Annotated in this window: 13 protein-coding genes and 3 riboswitches; of the genes, 7 read left to right on the top strand and 6 right to left on the bottom strand. The window is 67.2% G+C overall.

Annotation, left to right across the window (positions count from 1 at the left end):
• The first annotated feature begins 274 nt into the window (after positions 1-274).
• A complete protein-coding gene (gene soxY / locus METUNV1_RS20165; protein WP_008063051.1) occupies positions 275-1,060 on the top strand; it encodes a thiosulfate oxidation carrier protein SoxY in 786 nt (261 codons plus the stop codon).
• Positions 1,061-1,144: 84 nt separating this feature from the next.
• On the opposite strand, the gene apbC is transcribed toward soxY, so the two are convergent.
• The gene (apbC, locus tag METUNV1_RS14460) at positions 1,145-2,233 is read right to left on the bottom strand and encodes an iron-sulfur cluster carrier protein ApbC (RefSeq protein ID WP_008063053.1); all 1,089 of its coding nucleotides are present in this window, start codon (positions 2,231-2,233) and stop codon (positions 1,145-1,147) included.
• Between the two features lie 173 nt (positions 2,234-2,406).
• On the opposite strand from apbC, the gene metG reads away from it, so the two are divergent.
• The 4 genes from metG (at position 2,407) to METUNV1_RS14480 (ending at position 6,810) form a co-directional block, all read left to right on the top strand.
• Positions 2,407-4,557: a methionine--tRNA ligase gene (gene metG / locus METUNV1_RS14465; protein ID WP_008063061.1), complete on the top strand. Its 2,151-nt coding sequence runs from the start codon at positions 2,407-2,409 to the stop codon at positions 4,555-4,557.
• Between the two features lie 9 nt (positions 4,558-4,566).
• The gene (locus METUNV1_RS14470; protein WP_008063063.1) at positions 4,567-4,860 is read left to right on the top strand and encodes an acylphosphatase; all 294 of its coding nucleotides are present in this window, start codon (positions 4,567-4,569) and stop codon (positions 4,858-4,860) included.
• 145 nt (positions 4,861-5,005) lie between these two features.
• A complete protein-coding gene (locus tag METUNV1_RS14475; protein WP_008063065.1) occupies positions 5,006-5,452 on the top strand; it encodes a hypothetical protein in 447 nt (148 codons plus the stop codon).
• A 326-nt stretch (positions 5,453-5,778) separates the two neighbouring features.
• Entirely contained in the window at positions 5,779-6,810 is a 1,032-nt protein-coding gene (locus tag METUNV1_RS14480; RefSeq protein WP_008063069.1) for a hypothetical protein, read from the top strand.
• Between the two features lie 37 nt (positions 6,811-6,847).
• Here the strand turns inward: METUNV1_RS14480 and METUNV1_RS14485 are convergent, their stop codons facing one another.
• From METUNV1_RS14485 to thiC, 4 genes are all read right to left on the bottom strand, one after another.
• Positions 6,848-7,414 (bottom strand): YggT family protein, encoded by a 567-nt coding sequence (locus tag METUNV1_RS14485; protein WP_008063070.1) that lies wholly within the window; start codon positions 7,412-7,414, stop codon positions 6,848-6,850.
• Between the two features lie 64 nt (positions 7,415-7,478).
• The gene (gene proC / locus METUNV1_RS14490) at positions 7,479-8,291 is read right to left on the bottom strand and encodes a pyrroline-5-carboxylate reductase (protein ID WP_008063073.1); all 813 of its coding nucleotides are present in this window, start codon (positions 8,289-8,291) and stop codon (positions 7,479-7,481) included.
• Positions 8,292-8,376: 85 nt separating this feature from the next.
• Positions 8,377-10,350 (bottom strand): reprolysin-like metallopeptidase, encoded by a 1,974-nt coding sequence (locus METUNV1_RS14495; RefSeq protein ID WP_008063075.1) that lies wholly within the window; start codon positions 10,348-10,350, stop codon positions 8,377-8,379.
• Positions 10,351-10,418: 68 nt separating this feature from the next.
• Positions 10,419-10,507, bottom strand: a riboswitch (cyclic di-GMP riboswitch).
• 357 nt (positions 10,508-10,864) lie between these two features.
• Positions 10,865-12,781 (bottom strand): phosphomethylpyrimidine synthase ThiC, encoded by a 1,917-nt coding sequence (gene thiC, locus METUNV1_RS14500; protein WP_008063077.1) that lies wholly within the window; start codon positions 12,779-12,781, stop codon positions 10,865-10,867.
• A 49-nt stretch (positions 12,782-12,830) separates the two neighbouring features.
• Positions 12,831-12,932: riboswitch (TPP riboswitch) on the bottom strand.
• A gap of 108 nt (positions 12,933-13,040) precedes the next feature.
• Between thiC and METUNV1_RS14505 the strand changes: the two genes are divergently transcribed.
• Positions 13,041-14,636 (top strand): carbonic anhydrase, encoded by a 1,596-nt coding sequence (locus METUNV1_RS14505; protein WP_008063078.1) that lies wholly within the window; start codon positions 13,041-13,043, stop codon positions 14,634-14,636.
• A gap of 87 nt (positions 14,637-14,723) precedes the next feature.
• Here METUNV1_RS14505 and ahcY read toward each other — a convergent pair whose 3' ends face one another.
• On the bottom strand, positions 14,724-16,133 hold the full coding sequence (gene ahcY / locus METUNV1_RS14510; protein WP_008063080.1) for an adenosylhomocysteinase: 1,410 nt from the start codon (positions 16,131-16,133) through the stop codon (positions 14,724-14,726).
• A gap of 73 nt (positions 16,134-16,206) precedes the next feature.
• Positions 16,207-16,303, bottom strand: a riboswitch (S-adenosyl-L-homocysteine riboswitch).
• Between the two features lie 131 nt (positions 16,304-16,434).
• Between ahcY and METUNV1_RS14515 the strand changes: the two genes are divergently transcribed.
• A complete protein-coding gene (locus tag METUNV1_RS14515) occupies positions 16,435-17,868 on the top strand; it encodes a C13 family peptidase (protein WP_008063082.1) in 1,434 nt (477 codons plus the stop codon).
• Positions 17,869-17,965: the final 97 nt, after the last annotated feature.

Consider the following 17,965-nt stretch of genomic DNA (forward strand, 5'->3'; position numbering starts at 1 on the left):
GTCTCCGGGATCGGCGGGGCGCGGCCGGACGGCCTGACCCGCGACACTTCACACGCTATTAAAAAATCGGCCTCGGCTCAAATAACCGATGGTTCATTGCTTATCCGTTCTCCGGATAAAGCGGACAGCACCGCGCGCGGAACCTCCTGCCCGCCGGGCACCCCAACTTGTCAGGCAGACGCAGGCAGGGTATTCATGCGCCCCTCACGGCGGGCGTCGCCGTATCCGCCTGACCCGATTGCCGTACTTCCGTCCCCGAATACAGAGCCCATCCATGCAACGCAGACAGTTCATCGCCGCCGGCAGCAGCCTGCTGCTGGCTTCCTTCCTGCCGCTGCGCGCCTTCGCGAACCCGCAGCCGCGCCCGGCCTTTGCCGCCACCACGCTGGACGAGGCGCTGAAGGCGCTGGGCGCCGACAAGGCCGCGGCCACGCGCGACATCCAGATCACCGCTCCGGACGTGGCGGAGGACGGCTCGGTGGTGCCGCTTGCGGTGCAGAGCGGGCTGGCGGGCACCGAAGCGCTGTCGATACTGGTCGAGAAGAACCGCACCCAGCTGATCGCGCGCTTCACGCTGCCCGAAGGCACGCAGGCCAACATCAACACCCGCATCAAGATGTCGGAAGGCTCGCGGGTGCTCGGCGTCGCGCACACGAAGGCCGGCGTGTTCAGTGCCGCACGCGAGGTGAAGGTGACCCAGGGCGGCTGCGGCCCGGGCGATCCGTCGGGCCGCGCGCCGGACGGCGCAGCGCCTCAGCCCACCCGCATCCGCGCCACGGTGACCGGCGGCGAAACCGAGGTGAAGGTGCTGATGAGTCACGACATGGAAACCGGCCAGCGGCGCGACGCCGCCGGCGCACTGGTGCCGGCGCACTACATCACCGACGTGCGCATCACCCACAACGGCCGAGACGTGCTGGTCGCCCAGTTCGGCACCGGCGTGTCGCGCAACCCCTTCCTGCACTTCCGTTTCAAGGGTGGGGCCAAGGGCGACAAGCTGCGCGTGGACTGGACCGACAACAAGGGCCGTACCCGCAGCGACGAAGCCGCGCTGGGCTGAAATGACACGGCCCGCTGCACGGGCAGCGGGCCGCGAATGAGGCTGCAAGCAATCAGGGCGATGCGCGCGCACCGCCCGCCTGCGTCAGGTGTTCTGCACCACGATGCTCGGGAACTTGGCTGTCATGTCCTTCGCCTTGTCGGCGATCTTCACCGCCACCCGGCGCGCGATGTCACGGTAGATTTCGGCCACGCGGCCGTCCGGGTCGGACACCACGGTCGGCTTGCCGGAATCGGCCTGTTCGCGGATCTGCATCGCCAGCGGCAGCGAACCGAGCACGTCGAGGTTGTAGTCGGCCGCCATGCGCGCACCGCCGCCCTCGCCGAAAATGTGCTCTTCGTGGCCGCACTTGGAACAGGTGTGCAGGCTCATGTTCTCGACGATGCCGAGGATGGGGATGCCTACCTTCTCGAACATCTTCAGACCCTTGCGCGCGTCCAGCAGCGCGATGTCCTGCGGCGTGGTGACGATGACCGCACCGGTGACCGGCACCTTCTGCGCCAGCGTGAGCTGGATGTCGCCGGTGCCCGGCGGCATGTCGATCACCAGGTAATCGACGTCGTCCCAGCGGGTTTCGGTCAGCAGCTGTTCCAGCGCCGAGGTCACCATCGGGCCGCGCCACACCATGGGGGTTTCGACGTCGATCAGGAAGCCGATCGACATGGCCTGGATGCCGTAGGCGGTCATCGGCGACAGCGACTTGCCGTCCGGCGATTCCGGACGGCCGGTGATGCCCAGCATCTGCGGCTGCGACGGGCCGTAGATGTCGGCATCGAGCAGGCCGACAGTAGCGCCTTCGGCTGCCAGCGCCAGCGCGAGGTTCACCGCGGTGGTGCTCTTGCCGACGCCGCCCTTGCCGGAGGCGACGGCGATGATGTTCTTCACGCCCGGCAGCAGCTTCACGCCGCGCTGCACCGCATGCGACACGATCTTCTGGCTGACGCTGACGCTCACGTTGCCCACGCCCGGAATGGCGCGCAGACGGGCGATCGCGAGGCGACGGAGATGATCCATCTGGCTTTTCGCGGGATAGCCCAGCTCGATGTCGACCGACACGTCGGCACCGTCGATGCGGATGTTCTTCGCGCTGCGGCTGGTCACGAAATCCTTGCCGGTATTCGGATCGATCAGTTCCTTGAGCGCGCTCTGGACCTGGGCTTCGGTGAGGGACATAAAGACGACTCCATCTGCGCGGGATTCCGCCGCCTCGCCTCGTGCGCGGCCGCCGCGGAAATACCCGATCAATTTACTAAAGTATAACCGATCACCCCGGCTGTCGTGGCGCCAGCGCGCGGGGACAGTAGAATTGCGGGTTTTCCGCTCTGGCCGCTTCGCCGCCCGTCACCATGTCCCGCCGCCGTCTGCTCGTCACCAGCGCCCTGCCCTACGCCAATGGCGCCATCCACCTCGGCCATCTGGTCGAATACATCCAGACCGACATCTGGGTGCGCTTTCAGCGCATGCGCGGCCACGAGGTGCACTACGTCGGCGCCGACGACCAGCACGGCACGCCCATCATGCTGCGCGCCGAGAAGGAAGGCATCACGCCGCGCCAGCTGGTCGAACGCGTGCTGCACGAGCACGCGCGCGATTTCTTCGGCGGCCTCGCCGTGCAGCAGGCCTGGAAGAAGGGCGAAGGCGAACTGGGCGGCTTCCTGGTCAGTTTCGACAACTACCACGAGACCGATTCGGACGAGAACCGCGCCTTCTGCGAGGACATCTACGGCAAGCTGAAGGCGGGCGACCTGATCGCCCAGCGTTCGGTCGAACAGTTCTACGACCCGGTGAAGGACATGTTCCTGCCGGACCGCTTCATCAAGGGCGAGTGCCCGAAATGCGGCGCCAAGGACCAGTACGGCGACTCGTGCGAAGTGTGCGGCGCCACCTACGCGCCGACCGAACTGAAGAATGCCTATTCGGTGGTGTCCGGTGCCGCACCGGAGCGCCGCTCCAGCGAGCACTATTTCTTCCGGCTGTCGGCGCCGCAGTGCGAAAGCTTCCTGCGCGACTTCACCCAGGGCTCGAACCGGCTGCAGCCGGAAGCGGCGAACAAGATGAAGGAATGGCTGGGCGAGCCGGGCGACAACCGGCTGTCCGACTGGGACATTTCCCGCGATGCGCCCTACTTCGGTTTCCGCATCCCGGGCACCGACAGCAAGTTCTTCTACGTCTGGCTGGATGCGCCGGTCGGCTATTTCGGCAGCTTCCGCAACTACGTCGCGAAGCAGAAGGCGCTGGGTCATGACATCGACGAGGCGGACTTCCTCGACGCCGCGCGTGCGAAGGCAGCCGGCACCGAAATGGTCCATTTCATCGGCAAGGACATCCTCTACTTCCACGCGCTGTTCTGGCCGGCCATGCTGGAGCACTCCGGCTACCGCACGCCGACCCAGATCAACGCGCACGGCTTCCTGACCGTCAATGGCGAGAAGATGAGCAAGAGCCGCGGCACATTCATCACCGCGCAGAGCTATCTCGACCTCGGCCTGAATCCGGAGTGGCTGCGCTACTACTACGCCGCCAAGCTGAACGGTTCGATGGAAGACATCGACCTGAACCTCGACGACTTCGTCGCCCGCGTCAATTCCGATCTGGTCGGCAAGTACATCAACATCGCCAGCCGCTGCGCCGGCTTCATCACCAAGCGCTTCGGCGGCAGGCTGTCGGCGCCGACCGTGCCCTTCCACTGGCACGAAGTGTCCATCCGCGATGCCTACGAGTCGCGCGACTACGCGCGGGCGCTGCGCGAGGTGATGGCCTGCGCCGATCAGGCCAATGTGTTCGTGAACGACCATACACCGTGGGTGCTGGCCAAGCAGGAGGGCCAGGACGAGAAGCTGCAGTCGGTGTGCAGCACCGCGCTCGAACTGTTCCGCCAGCTGTCGGTGCTGCTCAAGCCGGTGCTGCCGCATCTGGTGGCCGAGGTCGAGCGCTTCCTGAACATCGCGCCGCTGGGCTGGGACGACTTCGGCGCCACGCTGACCGCCGGCCACACGATCAACGAATACAAGCACCTGATGACCCGCGTCGACCCCAAGCAGGTGGTCGCGCTGGTCGACGCCAACAAGGAATCCCTGGTGAGCACCCAAGCCCCCGCCGCCGCGCCGGCCAAGACCGAAGCCCCGAAAAAGGCCGAAGCGCCGGCCACTGATGCCGGCGCCCACATTTCGATCGACGATTTCTCCAAGGTCGAGCTGCGCATCGCGAAAATCGTCGCCGCCGACCACGTCGAGGGCGCGGACAAGCTGCTGCGCCTGCAGCTGGACATCGGCGAGGAAAAGCCCCGTCAGGTGTTCGCAGGCATCAAGTCGGCCTACGACCCGGCGTTGCTGGTCGGCCGTCTGACCGTGATGGTGGCCAACCTCGCGCCGCGCAAGATGAAGTTCGGCATGTCCGAGGGCATGGTGCTGGCCGCCTCCGACGACAAGGGCGAGGTGCCCGGCCTGTTCATCCTGTCGCCGGATTCCGGCGCCCAGCCGGGCATGCGCGTCAAGTAAGCGACAGCGATGGACGAGCACGAGATCGAAGCCCTGCACTTCGCCATCCGCGGCCGGGTGCAGGGCGTTTATTTCCGCGCGTCCATGGTGGCCGAAGCACAGCGTCTCGGCCTGACCGGCTGGGTGCGCAACCGGCACGACGGTTCGGTCGAAGCCTATGCCTGCGGCAAGCCGGCCGCGCTCGATGCGCTGGTGGCCTGGGCGGAAGGCGGTCCGCCGGCCGCACGGGTCGATGAATGCGTCGTATCGCCGGCCGAGGCTGACGCCGCACTGCACGACTTCACGCAAGCCGCGACGGCCTGAGATTTCAGCGACAGATCACCCGGCAAACCCGCGCCGGATGGTGCACTGCCGCCATGGCAGCGCGTCATGACTTCCTTCCGGCATCGTTCTAGCGTCCACAACAGGCGCGCGCATCGACGCGACCCACACTGTGGAGGAGACAACCATGCTGCCAACGGAGGAAGCGTGTTTCCGCGCGGTGTTGCGCGCCTGCCAGGACCACGCCGACGCGATGCTCGCGTGCGGCACCCCGCCCCGTCCCACCGCGCTGGTCACCCGGCTCGACCAGGGGCGCATCGTCGATGCCGCGCTGGCGCGGATGGACATGCTGGATGAAGCGTCGGTGGTGCGCTTCGTGCAGGAAACCATCACCGACCCGGAAGTGGACGTGATCGGCCTGAGCTGCGTACTGCGGCTGGCCGAATTTGATGACGACGCGCCGACGGCTGCTCCGGTCACGCGCGACGTGGTGGTGATCTATCTGGTGTCCCGCGAGCGCGAAACCTGGGTCGCCAACGACATCGACCGCGCCGCCCGCCGGCTCGTTCGCGGCACGCTGGACATGAGCCGAGGCAGCAACACCTTCATTGCAACCCCCGCGCTGATGCACTGAAGGCGCGGCTTTCGCCGCACCTCGCCCGGCAGCGGGTGCCGATCCGCCCTGCATGTCGTCTAACCCTGTGGAACCTCCGCTTCCAGGACGTAAACCCGGACATCCGCCCGGAAAGTGAAGCGCACGCGCGGCTGCCGCCCCGGCCTCCGGGGTGCGACGCGCTGGCCCGACTGTCCTGTCAGGTCACGCGCCGCCAAGCCGCCCGACCGTCGATGCCCGATGGCCAGGAGAACCACCTCCGCATCGCTTGTCCGCACGTGGGCACGTGCGCGCGCTTCACTTTCCGGGTGGCCCCGAGGTCAGACAACACATGGAGGCACAGAACCGTGAAGGTCGCCACCAGCAGCGTACAGCTCGAATCCAGCCACGCCGAATCACGGCGGCTGGACGTTTCGGAACGGCTTGAAACGTGGACCGGCAACCGCCGGCCCAGTGCAGCGGACGATGGACGGACGTCCGCCGTGCCCCGCGTGACGCTGTCCGCCGAAGCGGTGGCGGCGCAGCAGGCCGACGCCGCCGCTCCACCTGACCGCCTGGAGGACGCGATACGCAAGGATCCGCGGCTGTCCCTGCTCATCCTGATGATAGAGAAGATCACCGGACGCAAGGTCGAGCTGCTGGACAGCAGCGCGCTGCAGGGTCCGGCTGCCGCCAGCGGCGGCGAGAGCGGAAACGGGACGCCGCAGCGCGTCGGCTGGGGCATCGAATACGACTACCGCGCCGAATACAGCGAATCCGAAACCACCGCCTTCTCCGCCGAAGGCCGGGTACGCACCGCGGACGGGCGCGACATCGCGTTCAAGCTCGATCTTGAAATGTCGCGCAGCTTCAGCACCACGGTCAGCGCATCCTTCCGCGCCGGCGACGCGCTGCTGAAGGACCCGCTGATGCTGGATTTCGCCGGTCCGGCGGCGGCGCTGTCGGACGTCCGCTTCGCCTTCGACCTCGACGCCGACGGCGTCAAGGAGCAGGTGCCGCTGGCCGGCGGCCGGGGCATGCTGGCCTTCGACCGCAATGGCAATGGCCGCATCGACGACGGGCGCGAGCTGTTCGGACCGACCACCGGCAAGGGCTTCGAGGAACTGGCTGCGCTGGACGAGGACGGCAACGGCTGGCTGGACGAGGCGGACAGCGCGTTCGCGAAACTGCGCCTGTGGCGGCCGGACGCGGAGGGCGCCGGCACGCTGCTCACGATGAAGGAGGCCAATGCCGGCGCCTTCTATCTCGGCCGGGTCGACACTCCGTTCAGCCTGCGCAACGCCGCCAACGAAACGCTGGGCGAAATGCGCGCCACCAGCGTCTATCTGCACGAGGACGGCAGCGCCGGCACGGTGAGCCAGGTCGATCTGAGCGTGTGATGCACGCTGCCGCGGCCTGTCGCCGCCGGCGGCTGCCTCAGAACAGCAGCCCGAACAGCTGGCGCGAAAAGGCCTCGATCAGGTAGAGCAGCACCTGCAGCAGCAGGATGAGCACCAGCGGCGACAGATCGACGTTGGCGATCGGCGGCATCACCCGCTGTATCGGCTGCAGGAAGGGGCGGGTGAGCGCATTCATCATGCTGCCGAGCGGATTGCCCGGCGACACCCAGCTCATCACCGCCGAAATGATGAGCACAATCATCAGGAACCACACCGAAAGGCGGGCGATCTCGATCACGCCCCGCAGCAGAGCCAGCGGAATCAGCCCGTCGGCACCGATGCTGCCGTGGAGCAGCGCGCCAACGAGAATGAGCGCCACCTGGATCAGCCAGGCCACCACCAGTGTCGCCATGTCCAGCCCGAACAGCGCCGGCACCACGCGCCGCGCCGGCAGCACCGCCCAGTCGGTGGTCTGGATCACGAAGGCACCCAGCTGATTGCGGAAACTCACCCGCGCCCACTGCATGTAGAAGCGGGCGAGCAGCAGCGTGGTGACGAAACTGGCGACGGCGTTGAGTACGAGCAGGACGAGATCGGTCAGCATGGGTGCGTGGCGAGGGGGTGTCCGAAGGAATATCGCGTGAAAGACAGTGCGTCGCAGCCGGCGTTCAGGCCCGGCCGAGCTGGTCGCCCAGTTCGGCGCCGCGCGCGGCCGCGGCAGCCAGCGCGCGCACGATGGCGTCGCTCACCGCGTCGGCGTTCATCGACTTCAGCGCCGCTTCGGTGGTGCCGCCCTTGGAGGTGACCCGCTCGCGCAGCGTGGCCGGCGATTCCGGGCTCTGCGCCGCCAGCGCGGAAGCACCGGTGAAGGTGGCGATGGCCAGGTCGCGCGCCTGTTCGGCGCTCAGTCCGAGCGCCTCGCCGCCGCGCACCAGCGCTTCGATGAAATAGAACACATAGGCCGGACCGCTGCCGGACACCGCGGTCACCGCGTCGATCAGCGTTTCGTCGTCCACCCACACCACGCTGCCGACCGCGCTCAGCACCTGTTCCGCCTGAGCGCGTTCGGCCGCACCCAGCGACGCGTCAGCGTACAGTCCGGTCACGCCCTGGCCGATCAGCGCCGGCGTGTTGGGCATGGCGCGCACCATGCGGGCATGACCGCCCAGCCAGCGACCGATGTCGGCCGCGCGCAGGCCGGCGGCGATGCTCAGCACGGTCTGCCGCTTCATGTGGGGCGCAATGCCGGCGCACACCTCGCGCATCTGCTGCGGCTTGACCGACAGCACCAGCAGGTCGCAGTCCGCGGCCTGTGCGTCGAGCGATTCGAGCGTCCGCACACCGAAGTCACGGACCAGGCGCTCCCGGCCTTCGGCCAGCAGCTCAACCACCGCAATATCCGACGCCTGAGCGCCGCGCTTCAACATGCCGCCGATCAGCGCGCTGGCCATATTGCCGCCGCCGATGAAAGTGATCCGCATGACTGCCCCGTTCAGTTGAAAGGCCCGACCCCGGGCCGCAGGGCGCTATGGTAACCGCGCCCGGTGGCCGGACGCGGCCATGCGGTCAGCGCACGATGAAGTTCTTCTTGGTCTGGGCCGCGGTCACGTTGCTGAACGACAGCACGCCCGGGGTCACGCTGGCCTGAACCTGCGGCGTGATGGTGCCGCTCCAGCCCCAGGGCACGGTGCAGGCGTAGGCGCCGGTGCTGCCGCTGGCGGTGCAGCTGGCGCCATTGCTGGCGCTCAGTGCCACATTGGCCAGCGGTCGGCCGGCACGGGAAATCGTGCCGGACACCTGATAGCTGGTCGCGATGGTGGTCGCGGTCCAGTTCGACACCGCCACGCGGTTGTTGATCAGCGCCAGCGCGTTGTGGGCGGAAGCAGGGTCGGTCGTGGCGACACCGCAGGCGCTGCCGGCGCAGGTATTCAGTTCCGGATTGGAAAAGCGGCCGATCACCGGGGAGATGTAACTCATGATGGTGCCGAAGCTGCCGCTGCGGCCGTAGCCGAAGGCATAGGGATAGCTGCCCTGACCGCCGCCCTGCCGCGCCACCGTGTCGCGGTCGTGCATCAGGCCCATGTTGTGGCCCAGCTCGTGGGTGAAGGTGTAGTCGGTGCAGTAGTAATTGGTGCCGGCCATATCGCGGCCGTCGCTCACCACCGAATAGGCGTAACCGGCATAGCCGGCCATATTGCTGCCGTTGTAGCCGCCGACATAGCCGACGCCGCAGCTGCCGCCCTGCGCATTCATGTAGAACGGACGCACCACGGTCACCAGATCGGCGCCGTACTTCTTGCGCAGCGTCGGCACCGTCTTGTAGGCGCCGGTGGCGCGGGCGAGCGCGGTCAGGGTGCTGGAATTGGTGGTGGTGTCGCTGTCGCTCACCGGTTCGGAACCGACCAGGCGCAGACGGATCGGCACGCCGCTGTCGACATAGGCCTGATTGGCCAGTGCCACCAGTTGCGCGATGCGGGTGGTGTAGCCGGTGCCGTACTTCTTCTTGAAGCCCGGCGTGTAGAGCACCAGCAGGTCGATCTGGGTGGCGGTGGCATCGGCCACGGCGCCCGCGGTAGTGGCCGATGCGGTGGTCGTGGCTCCGGCGGCGGCGCTCACGCCGCCGGCTGCAGTGCCGTGCACCTCTTCACCGACCGAATCCGCGTGTTCCGACTCGAACTGCGACAGACCGGAGCGCACCGGGTCCACCAGCCACTGCCGGCCGTTGTTCTCGACCAGCATCAGTTCGCCGGACGGGGTCAGGATGTTGCCCATGCTGCCATTCGGGCCGGAAGTGATGATGACGCGGAACTCGCTGCCGTAATCCTTCAGGTGACCGACCCAGGTGCTGGTGTCGGCCGCGCCGGCGTCGGTCCGGTCGTAGCTCACGCGGTAATCGCCGTGATCGGGGATGGACAGCGACACTTCGTCGCCCGGTTCCAGCGCCGACAGCGCCACCAGATTGAAGGCAACCGGATGCGCCACGTCGGCCGGCGGCTGGTCGGCGGCGACCTCGCGGCCCGGGCGCGCGGACACCGGCGGCAGCGCGGTCTCTGCCAGCGAGAACATCGGCGGCAGGGTATCGAGTTCGAGCGGACCGGCGGCCACCGACAGGTCGGGGCCCATCATCTGGACGCCGTCGACGTGACCCAGCACGAAACCGCCTTCCGGCGTACGGATGACACCTGCCGCGAGCGCGCCATCAATGCGCAGCCGCACTGCGTACTGGCGGCCGGCCGCGTGATGGCCTATCCACTGCGTGCCGTCCGGGCCGCCGAGGGTGGCGTCATACACCAGATCCAGCGTACGGCCGTCCGGCAGCGCGAGGCGGAACACCTCACCCGCGCGGGCGGCCTTGAGGCTGGACAGATCGAGCCTGACCGCCCACATGCCGCCTTCCGCGTCGCGGGCCGGCAGGGGCTGCAGCACCACCGGAGCGGTCGCCTGCACCGGCAGCGCCGCTGACGCGGGCAGGGCGGCAGTCAGCGCGAGCGCGCACAGCAGGCTCTGGCAGAGGGGAGAGAGGCGATTCAGGGCGATCATCGTTCGGAACTCCGGCCGGTCGGTTCGGTGGTTCACCGGCCGGCGGAATCCGCGCCCTCGGGAGGGTCAGTGGCGGTCCCGCCGTCATCCCGCGCACGCGCGGATTAGACCGGTGACTTTGCGTCCCCGCCTTTCGACGGGTTTGCCTTTTTCAGCTTCGAATCGCTTAACGGCCTCGGCCGCTCCGGCCTTGAGGAGCGCAGAAGGTGATGTGTGAAAAATTCACGTTCTGGGCGGGGAAATGCCCTGAACCGGGCGAATCCGCGCTGCTGCCGAGTCACTCGACCACGGGTCGGACTGTGCCTGCAGCGAGGCAGCGGCAGTCTGGAGCCGTGAGGTCCTTCGGCCGTGCGACGGCCGCATCGCGGCGAGGCGCCGCGCCCACAGGAATTCGCACCCTCCGTCAGGGTGTCGTGGGAGCGGCGCCCTCGCCGCGATCCAGCCTCCGGATGAAGTGCGGCGGACCCGGCGCCGCACCCGCAGGCGATGCGGGAAGCGGCGCCGGCCACGGGCCTTACACCTTGCGGTAGATCTCCGCGCCCGACTTCACGAACTCCACCGCCTTCACTTCCATGCCCTTGGCGAGCGCCTCGTCTTCATTGAGGCCCTGCTTGGCCGCGAAGTCGCGCACGTCCTGCGTGATCTTCATCGAACAGAAGTGCGGGCCGCACATCGAGCAGAAGTGCGCCACCTTGGCCGATTCCTTCGGCAGCGTCTCGTCGTGGAAGCTCTTGGCCTTGTCCGGATCGAGGCCGAGGTTGAACTGGTCGTCCCAGCGGAACTCGTAGCGCGCCTTCGACAGCGCGTTGTCGCGGATCTGCGCGCCCGGATGACCCTTGGCGAGGTCAGCAGCGTGGGCCGCGAGCTTGTAGGTGATGATGCCTTCCTTCACATCGTCCTTGTCCGGCAGCCCCAGGTGCTCCTTCGGCGTCACGTAGCAGAGCATGGCGGTGCCGTACCAGCCGATCTGCGCCGCACCGATGCCGCTGGTGATGTGGTCGTAGCCCGGCGCGATGTCGGTGGTCAGCGGGCCCAGCGTGTAGAAGGGCGCTTCCTTGCAGTACTCGAGCTGCAGGTCCATGTTCTCCTTGATGAGATGCATGGGCACGTGACCCGGCCCTTCGATCATCACCTGCACGTCGTGCTTCCAGGCGATGTCGGTCAGTTCGCCCAGCGTCTTCAGCTCACCGAGCTGCGCGTCGTCGTTGGCATCAAAGATCGAACCCGGACGCAGACCGTCACCCAGCGAGAAGGCCACGTCGTAGGCCTTCATGATTTCGCAGATCTCTTCGAAGTGGGTGTAGAGGAAGCTCTCCTTGTGGTGAGCGAGACACCACTTGGCCATGATCGAACCGCCACGGCTGACGATGCCGGTCATGCGGTTGGCGGTCATCGGCACGTAGCGCAGCAGCACGCCTGCGTGGATGGTGAAGTAATCCACGCCCTGTTCGGCCTGCTCGATCAGCGTGTCCTTGAAGATGTCCCAGGTGAGTTCTTCGGCCTTGCCGTCGACCTTCTCCAGCGCCTGGTAGATGGGCACGGTGCCGATCGGCACCGGGCTGTTGCGGATGATCCACTCGCGCGTCTCGTGGATGTTCTTGCCGGTGGACAGATCCATCACCGTGTCGCCACCCCAGCGGATGGCCCAGGTCATCTTGTCGACTTCCTCGTTGATCGAGGAGCCCAGTGCCGAGTTGCCGATGTTGGCGTTGATCTTCACCAGGAAGTTGCGGCCGATGATCATCGGCTCGCTTTCCGGGTGGTTGATGTTGTTCGGGATGATGGCGCGGCCGCGGGCGACTTCGTCGCGCACGAACTCGGGCGTGATCTCGGCGGGGATGGAAGCACCGAAGCTCTGGCCCGGGTGCTGGCGGGTGAGCAGCTTGGCCATCTTTTCGCCGGTCGGGCCAGTCGCGCGCAGCGACTCGACGTAGGCCTGACGGTTCATGTTCTCGCGGATGGCGATGAACTCCATCTCCGGCGTGACGATGCCCTGGCGGGCGTAGTGCATCTGGGTCACGTTGCGGCCGGCCTTGGCACGGCGCGGGTGGCGGTGCAGGCCGGGGAAGCGCAGGTCGTCGAGCGCGGCGTCGGCGGCGCGGATGCGGCCGAATTCGGACGAGAGGTCGGTGAGCACCTCGGTGTCACCGCGTTCCTCGATCCAGCGCGCGCGCAGCGCGGGCAGGCCCTTGCGGATGTCGATCGAGGCCTTCGGGTCGGTGTAGGGGCCGGAACAGTCATAGACGAACACCGGCGGGTTCTTCTCGCCGCCGAAGCCGGTGGGCGTGTCGGCCTGAGAGATTTCGCGCATCGGCACCCGGATGTCCGGGCGCGAACCTTCGAGATGGATCTTGCGCGAGTTCGGCAGCGGCGCGATCGCCGCCTCGTCAACGTGTGCCTGCTCGGCGAGGAAGGTGTCTTTGGCGTTCATGGAAGCTCCTGTGCTTGCAGCGTCGGCGCGGGGAACGCCGGCTTCCATGTCGAGAAGTCGCCCGTTTCCCTACGCCGGCATGATCCGGATCAGGTGTTGAGGGTGTGTCTCAGCCGGCGCGCACCGGGCGCCGGCACCCCTAACGTGTGCGCTGCGAAGGTACTCCGGCCGGCGCAGCGACGCAAGGCGCACGTTCAAGCCGACGACCGCCGCTGCCGTAGACCCGGCTATCCAGAGATTGAAGCGCCCGAGACAGCCCATGACGCCAGTGCACCCTTTCCGCCGTACCCTGATCGCGCTCGCCCTCGCCTGCGCCAGCGGCAGCGCATTGACGGCCGACTGGGCCACTGTGGCCACCGAGCGCGGCAAGAAGATCGAAATCGACCGCGACAGCGTGCTGCGCGCGGAAGGCGGCAAGAAGGTGGCCTGGGGCAGGCTGGTGCTGAGCGAAGCCGATGCTGAAAAGACCGGCTACGCGATGGTGCAGGCGCTGAACCGCTACGACTGCCAGAGCCTGAAGTTCGCCACCATCAAGCGGGTATATCTGGACGCCGGCCAGCGCATCCTGCGCGAGGAACGCACCGGCTCGGACGGCGAGATTTCGCTGATGCCGGGCACGCTGGATGAAAAGCTGTTCCGCGAAGTGTGCCAGCCGCCGGGTGCCGAAGAACTGCGCCAGGTGGCCGAACAGGCCGGCCGTGCAGCGCGCGCCGCCGCGAACAACCCGGGCGATGGCGGCCGCATCGAGCGCACCGAAATGGTGAACATCAAGCCGGACCTGCGCGAAGCGGCCGCCGCGGCGCGTGAGGAAATGGCCAGCTCGAAGAAGGCCGCTGGCGATAAAGGCACAGAAAAGGTCACAGACAAGTCCGCTGAAAAGCCTGTCGACAAAGCCGCCGCCAAGCCGGGCGCGCCGGCCAAGGTGGACGCCGGCAGAGCGGAAGCCACCAAGGCGGATGCGGCCAAGGCAGAGCCGGTCAAACCCGAGGCGCCGAAAACCGCCGAAGCCGCACCGAAAAAGCCGGAGCCGCCCGCGATCAAGGTACCGCCTATCGGTCACAGCGAAATTCCGCTGCCGCCGCGGCCCCGCCCGCGGCCGGTGGCACCGGTCGCGCTCGCCGCGAAGAAGCCGGCCGAGCCGGCGGCCGCGGTCATGGTGCCGCCGCAGGTCGTTCATGGCGATATTCAGTGGGCGTACGAAGGCGAATTCGGCCCTCAGAACTGGGGCAGGCTGAAACCGGAATGGACCCAGTGCGCAACCGGACGCACGCAGTCGCCGATCGACATCCGCGACGGCATCAAGGTGGATCTGCCGCAGATACAGTTCGACTACAAGAGCACCTATTTCACCGTGGTCGATACCGGCCACACGGTGCAGGTGAACGTGGGCGAAGGCAGTTCGATCACGCTGGTCGGCAAGCGCTATGAACTGGTGCAGTTCCACTTCCACAAGCCGTCGGAAGAGCGGGTGAACGGCAAGGTGTATGACATGGTCGCCCACCTGGTGCACAAGGACCTGGACGGCAATCTGGCGGTGGTGGCGGTGCTGCTGGACCGCGGCACCGAACATCCGCTGTTCAACACGCTGTGGGCCTACCTGCCGCTGCAGAAGAACGTGGAATCGCGTCCGGACGTGAGCATAGACCTGGCCAAGCTGCTGCCGGAGAAGCGCGACTACTACACCTATATGGGCTCGCTTTCCGAACCGCCCTGTACCGAAGGCGTGACCTGGCTGGTGATGAAGGACCCGCTGCAGCTGTCGCCTGAACAGATCGGCATCTTCGGCCACCTGTACCGCAACAACGCGCGGCCGGTGCAATCGGCCAACGGCCGGCTGATCAAGCAGTCACGCTGACGCGCGCGCCCGGACATGAAAAAGGCCATCCCGCGGGATGGCCTTTTCGTTGCCGCACCCCGAAGGGCGCGTCGCTGCCGCGACAGATCAGTAGCGGTAGTGGTCCGGCTTGTACGGGCCTTCCTTCTGCACGCCGATGTAGCGGGCCTGCGCATCGGTCAGTTCGGTCAGCTGCGCGTTCAGCTTCTTCAGCTGCAGGCGCGCCACCTTCTCGTCCAGATGCTTGGGCAGCGTGTAGACACCGACCGGGTACTTGTCGGTTTCGGTGAACAGTTCGATCTGCGCGATGGTCTGGTTGGCGAAGCTCGACGACATCACGTAGGACGGATGGCCGGTGCCGCAGCCGAGGTTCACCAGGCGACCCTTGGCCAGCAGGATGATGCGCTTGCCATCCGGGAAGATGACGTGATCGACCTGCGGCTTGATCTCTTCCCACTGGTACTTTTCCAGCGAGGCGACGTCGATCTCGTTGTCGAAGTGGCCGATGTTGCAGACGATGGCCTGGTCCTTCATCTTCGCCATGTGCTCGTGCGTGATCACGTGGTAGTTGCCGGTGGCGGTGACGAAGATGTCGGCGTGCTCGCACGCGTAATCCATCGTGACCACGCGGTAGCCTTCCATCGCCGCCTGCAGCGCGCAGATCGGATCGACTTCGGTCACCCATACCTGGGCCGACAGCGCACGCAGCGCCTGCGCCGAGCCCTTGCCCACATCGCCGTAGCCGGCGACCACGGCGACCTTGCCGGCGATCATCACGTCGGTCGCGCGCTTGATGCCATCGACCAGCGATTCGCGGCAGCCGTACAGGTTGTCGAACTTGGACTTGGTGACCGAATCATTGACGTTGATGCCCGGGAAGGCGAGGCGGCCTTCCTTGTGCATCTGGTAAAGGCGATGCACGCCGGTCGTCGTTTCCTCGGTCACGCCCTTGATGTGCTTGATGCGCTTCGAATACCAGTTCGGGTCGCGCGCCAGCGTGGTCTTGATCGCGTTGAACAGGCACACCTCTTCCTCGCTCGCCGGGTGATGCAGCGCGGTCGGGTCGGTTTCGGCCTTGGTGCCCAGATGCAGCAGCAGCGTCGCATCGCCGCCGTCGTCCAGGATCATGTTGCTGTAGCCGCCGTCCGGCCATTCGAAGATGCGGTGGGTGTAGTCCCAGTACTCTTCCAGCGACTCGCCCTTGACCGCGAACACCGGCGTGCCGGCGGCGGCGATCGCCGCAGCGGCGTGGTCCTGGGTCGAGAAGATGTTGCACGAGGCCCAGCGCACTTCGGCGCCCAGCGCTTCCAGCGTCTGGATCAGCACGGCGGTCTGGATGGTCATGTGCAGGCTGCCGGTGATGCGGGCGCCGCGCAGCGGCTGCTGCGTCGCGAACTCTTCGCGGATGGCCATCAGGCCGGGCATTTCGGTCTCGGCGATCGCGATTTCCTTGCGTCCCCAGTCGGCCAGCGACAGGTCGGCAATCACGTAATCCTTCAGTTCGGCGGGTGCATTCATTTGACGGGCTCCTATTCAAGCGGCAGGCGAAGCTCACCTGCCATCCGCGGCCGGACAACTGCCGGGCGGCGGGTTCAGGTGAGCGCCGTTGAAAAATGCCCGCGGCCGTGGCGGCCTGGCGGGTTCCGAGCCTGGGGGCCTTGCGGCACCTTGCAGCGCTCCTCGGAATCTGCGGATTATACCTGTCCGTTCCGCGCGCTTTCCGGTGCGTGACCGGGTTTCACGATGAACAGCCCCGCTCCGACCGCGGACCCGGATAATCCGTTCCCTCCACCCCCCACCGTTATTCCGCATTTCACCGATGACCGAGCCGCACGCCCTTCCCGACCGCCCCGCGCGGCCGCTGCGCGACCTCTGCTGCAACCTGTTCGCCGGCCTGCGTGCGCTGCTGCTGTGGCGGGCCATACCCTGGCTGCGCACCGGCGGCCTCGCCTGGATCGCCCTCGAACTGCTGGCGCTGGCTGCCGGCGCGGGCTTTGACCTGCTGCGGGTGGACGGCGCCGGCCAGTTCATGCCCGAGGCGCTGCCCGGCAAGCTGTTCCACCTGCCCTGGCTGATGCTGGCGGTGTGGGTGATCGCCCGCCTGAGCGGGCGCAGCGAGGCGTGGCTGCGCGGCGTGGTGGCGATGAGCGCGCTGTGGTTCTGGCTGTCGCTGCTGTGGAACGGCTTCGCGCTGCTGCCGACGGAATGGTGGGACGCCCTCGGTGACGACGCCACCGATCTGGTGTGGTGGGCACCGGCCGCCTGGGGCGTGATCGCATCCGCCGTGCTGCTGGGCGACCTGTTCGGCGCCAGCCTGAAACAGCGGCTGGCGATGCCCGCCGTGGTCGGCCTGTGCTATCTGGCACCGCTGGTCGCGCTCGGTACGCAGGCGCCACTGTGGCAGGCGGTCGAGCCGGAACAGGCGGCCGACGAGGCCGAACGCTGGGCCGCCGCGCGCAGCGAAGCGCTCATCTATCGCCAGCCGCACCTGCTCACCGCCACGCTGGCCCAGATCGAACCGGGCGAGCCCGGCCGGCCGGAGCTGTATCTGCTGGCGCTGGCCGGCCATGGCGCGCAGGACGTGTTCCTGCGCGAGGTCGAAAAGGTGGAGCACCTGTTCGCCGAACGCTTCGGCACCGCCGGCCGCAGCGTGGTGCTGGCCAACAATCCGGCCACCGTGCTGCAGCGGCCGCTGGCCACCGTGAGCGCGCTGGAAGCCAGTCTGCGGGTGCTGGGCGAGCGGATGAACCGGGACGAGGATGTGCTGTTCGTGTTCCTGACATCGCACGGCGCCGAAGACCACCGTTTCGATCTGAGCCTGTGGCCGTGGGAACTGGAACAGCTCACGCCGCAGCGCCTCGGCCAGCTGCTGGACGCGGCCGGCATCCGCAACCGGGTCATCCTGGTGTCGGCCTGCTTTTCCGGCGGGTTCATCGAACCGCTGTCCGGGCCGGACACGCTGGTCATGTCCGCGGCACGCGCCGACCGCAGTTCGCACGGCTGCTCGCACGAAGCGGACTGGACCTTCTTCGGTCGCGCCTATTTCGACGAAGCGCTGCGCCAGACCACTTCATTCACCGAAGCGTTCGCACGCGCCCGGGCGGCGGTCGCCAGCCGCGAAAAGGCAGAAGGCCTCACGCCGTCGGAACCGCAGATCGCGGTCGGCGAGGCGATCAAGCCGCGTCTGGACGCGCTGGCCGGCCGGCTGCAGACCGCGGCCTCGGCGAACCAGGGATGCGGCCCGCGCTGCTGAAACCGAAGCGGACGCGGCGTGAAGTCCAGGCACCATCCTCCATCGGATCGCGCCTCTCGCTGTAAAGCGCCGGAATCTCCTGCCAGCGCCGCTCCCA

It is taken from the genome of Methyloversatilis universalis FAM5 (assembly GCF_000214035.2).
Lineage (GTDB): Bacteria > Pseudomonadota > Gammaproteobacteria > Burkholderiales > Rhodocyclaceae > Methyloversatilis > Methyloversatilis universalis.

Coding starts and splice junctions, on each gene's coding strand:
- soxY (WP_008063051.1), top strand. CDS start 275: ATGCAACGCAGACAGTTCATCGCCGCCGGCAGCAGCCTGCTGCTGGCT.
- apbC (WP_008063053.1), bottom strand. CDS start 2,233: ATGTCCCTCACCGAAGCCCAGGTCCAGAGCGCGCTCAAGGAACTGATC.
- metG (WP_008063061.1), top strand. CDS start 2,407: ATGTCCCGCCGCCGTCTGCTCGTCACCAGCGCCCTGCCCTACGCCAAT.
- METUNV1_RS14470 (WP_008063063.1), top strand. CDS start 4,567: ATGGACGAGCACGAGATCGAAGCCCTGCACTTCGCCATCCGCGGCCGG.
- METUNV1_RS14475 (WP_008063065.1), top strand. CDS start 5,006: ATGCTGCCAACGGAGGAAGCGTGTTTCCGCGCGGTGTTGCGCGCCTGC.
- METUNV1_RS14485 (WP_008063070.1), bottom strand. CDS start 7,414: ATGCTGACCGATCTCGTCCTGCTCGTACTCAACGCCGTCGCCAGTTTC.
- proC (WP_008063073.1), bottom strand. CDS start 8,291: ATGCGGATCACTTTCATCGGCGGCGGCAATATGGCCAGCGCGCTGATC.
- METUNV1_RS14495 (WP_008063075.1), bottom strand. CDS start 10,350: ATGATCGCCCTGAATCGCCTCTCTCCCCTCTGCCAGAGCCTGCTGTGC.
- thiC (WP_008063077.1), bottom strand. CDS start 12,781: ATGAACGCCAAAGACACCTTCCTCGCCGAGCAGGCACACGTTGACGAG.
- METUNV1_RS14505 (WP_008063078.1), top strand. CDS start 13,041: ATGACGCCAGTGCACCCTTTCCGCCGTACCCTGATCGCGCTCGCCCTC.
- ahcY (WP_008063080.1), bottom strand. CDS start 16,133: ATGAATGCACCCGCCGAACTGAAGGATTACGTGATTGCCGACCTGTCG.
- METUNV1_RS14515 (WP_008063082.1), top strand. CDS start 16,435: ATGACCGAGCCGCACGCCCTTCCCGACCGCCCCGCGCGGCCGCTGCGC.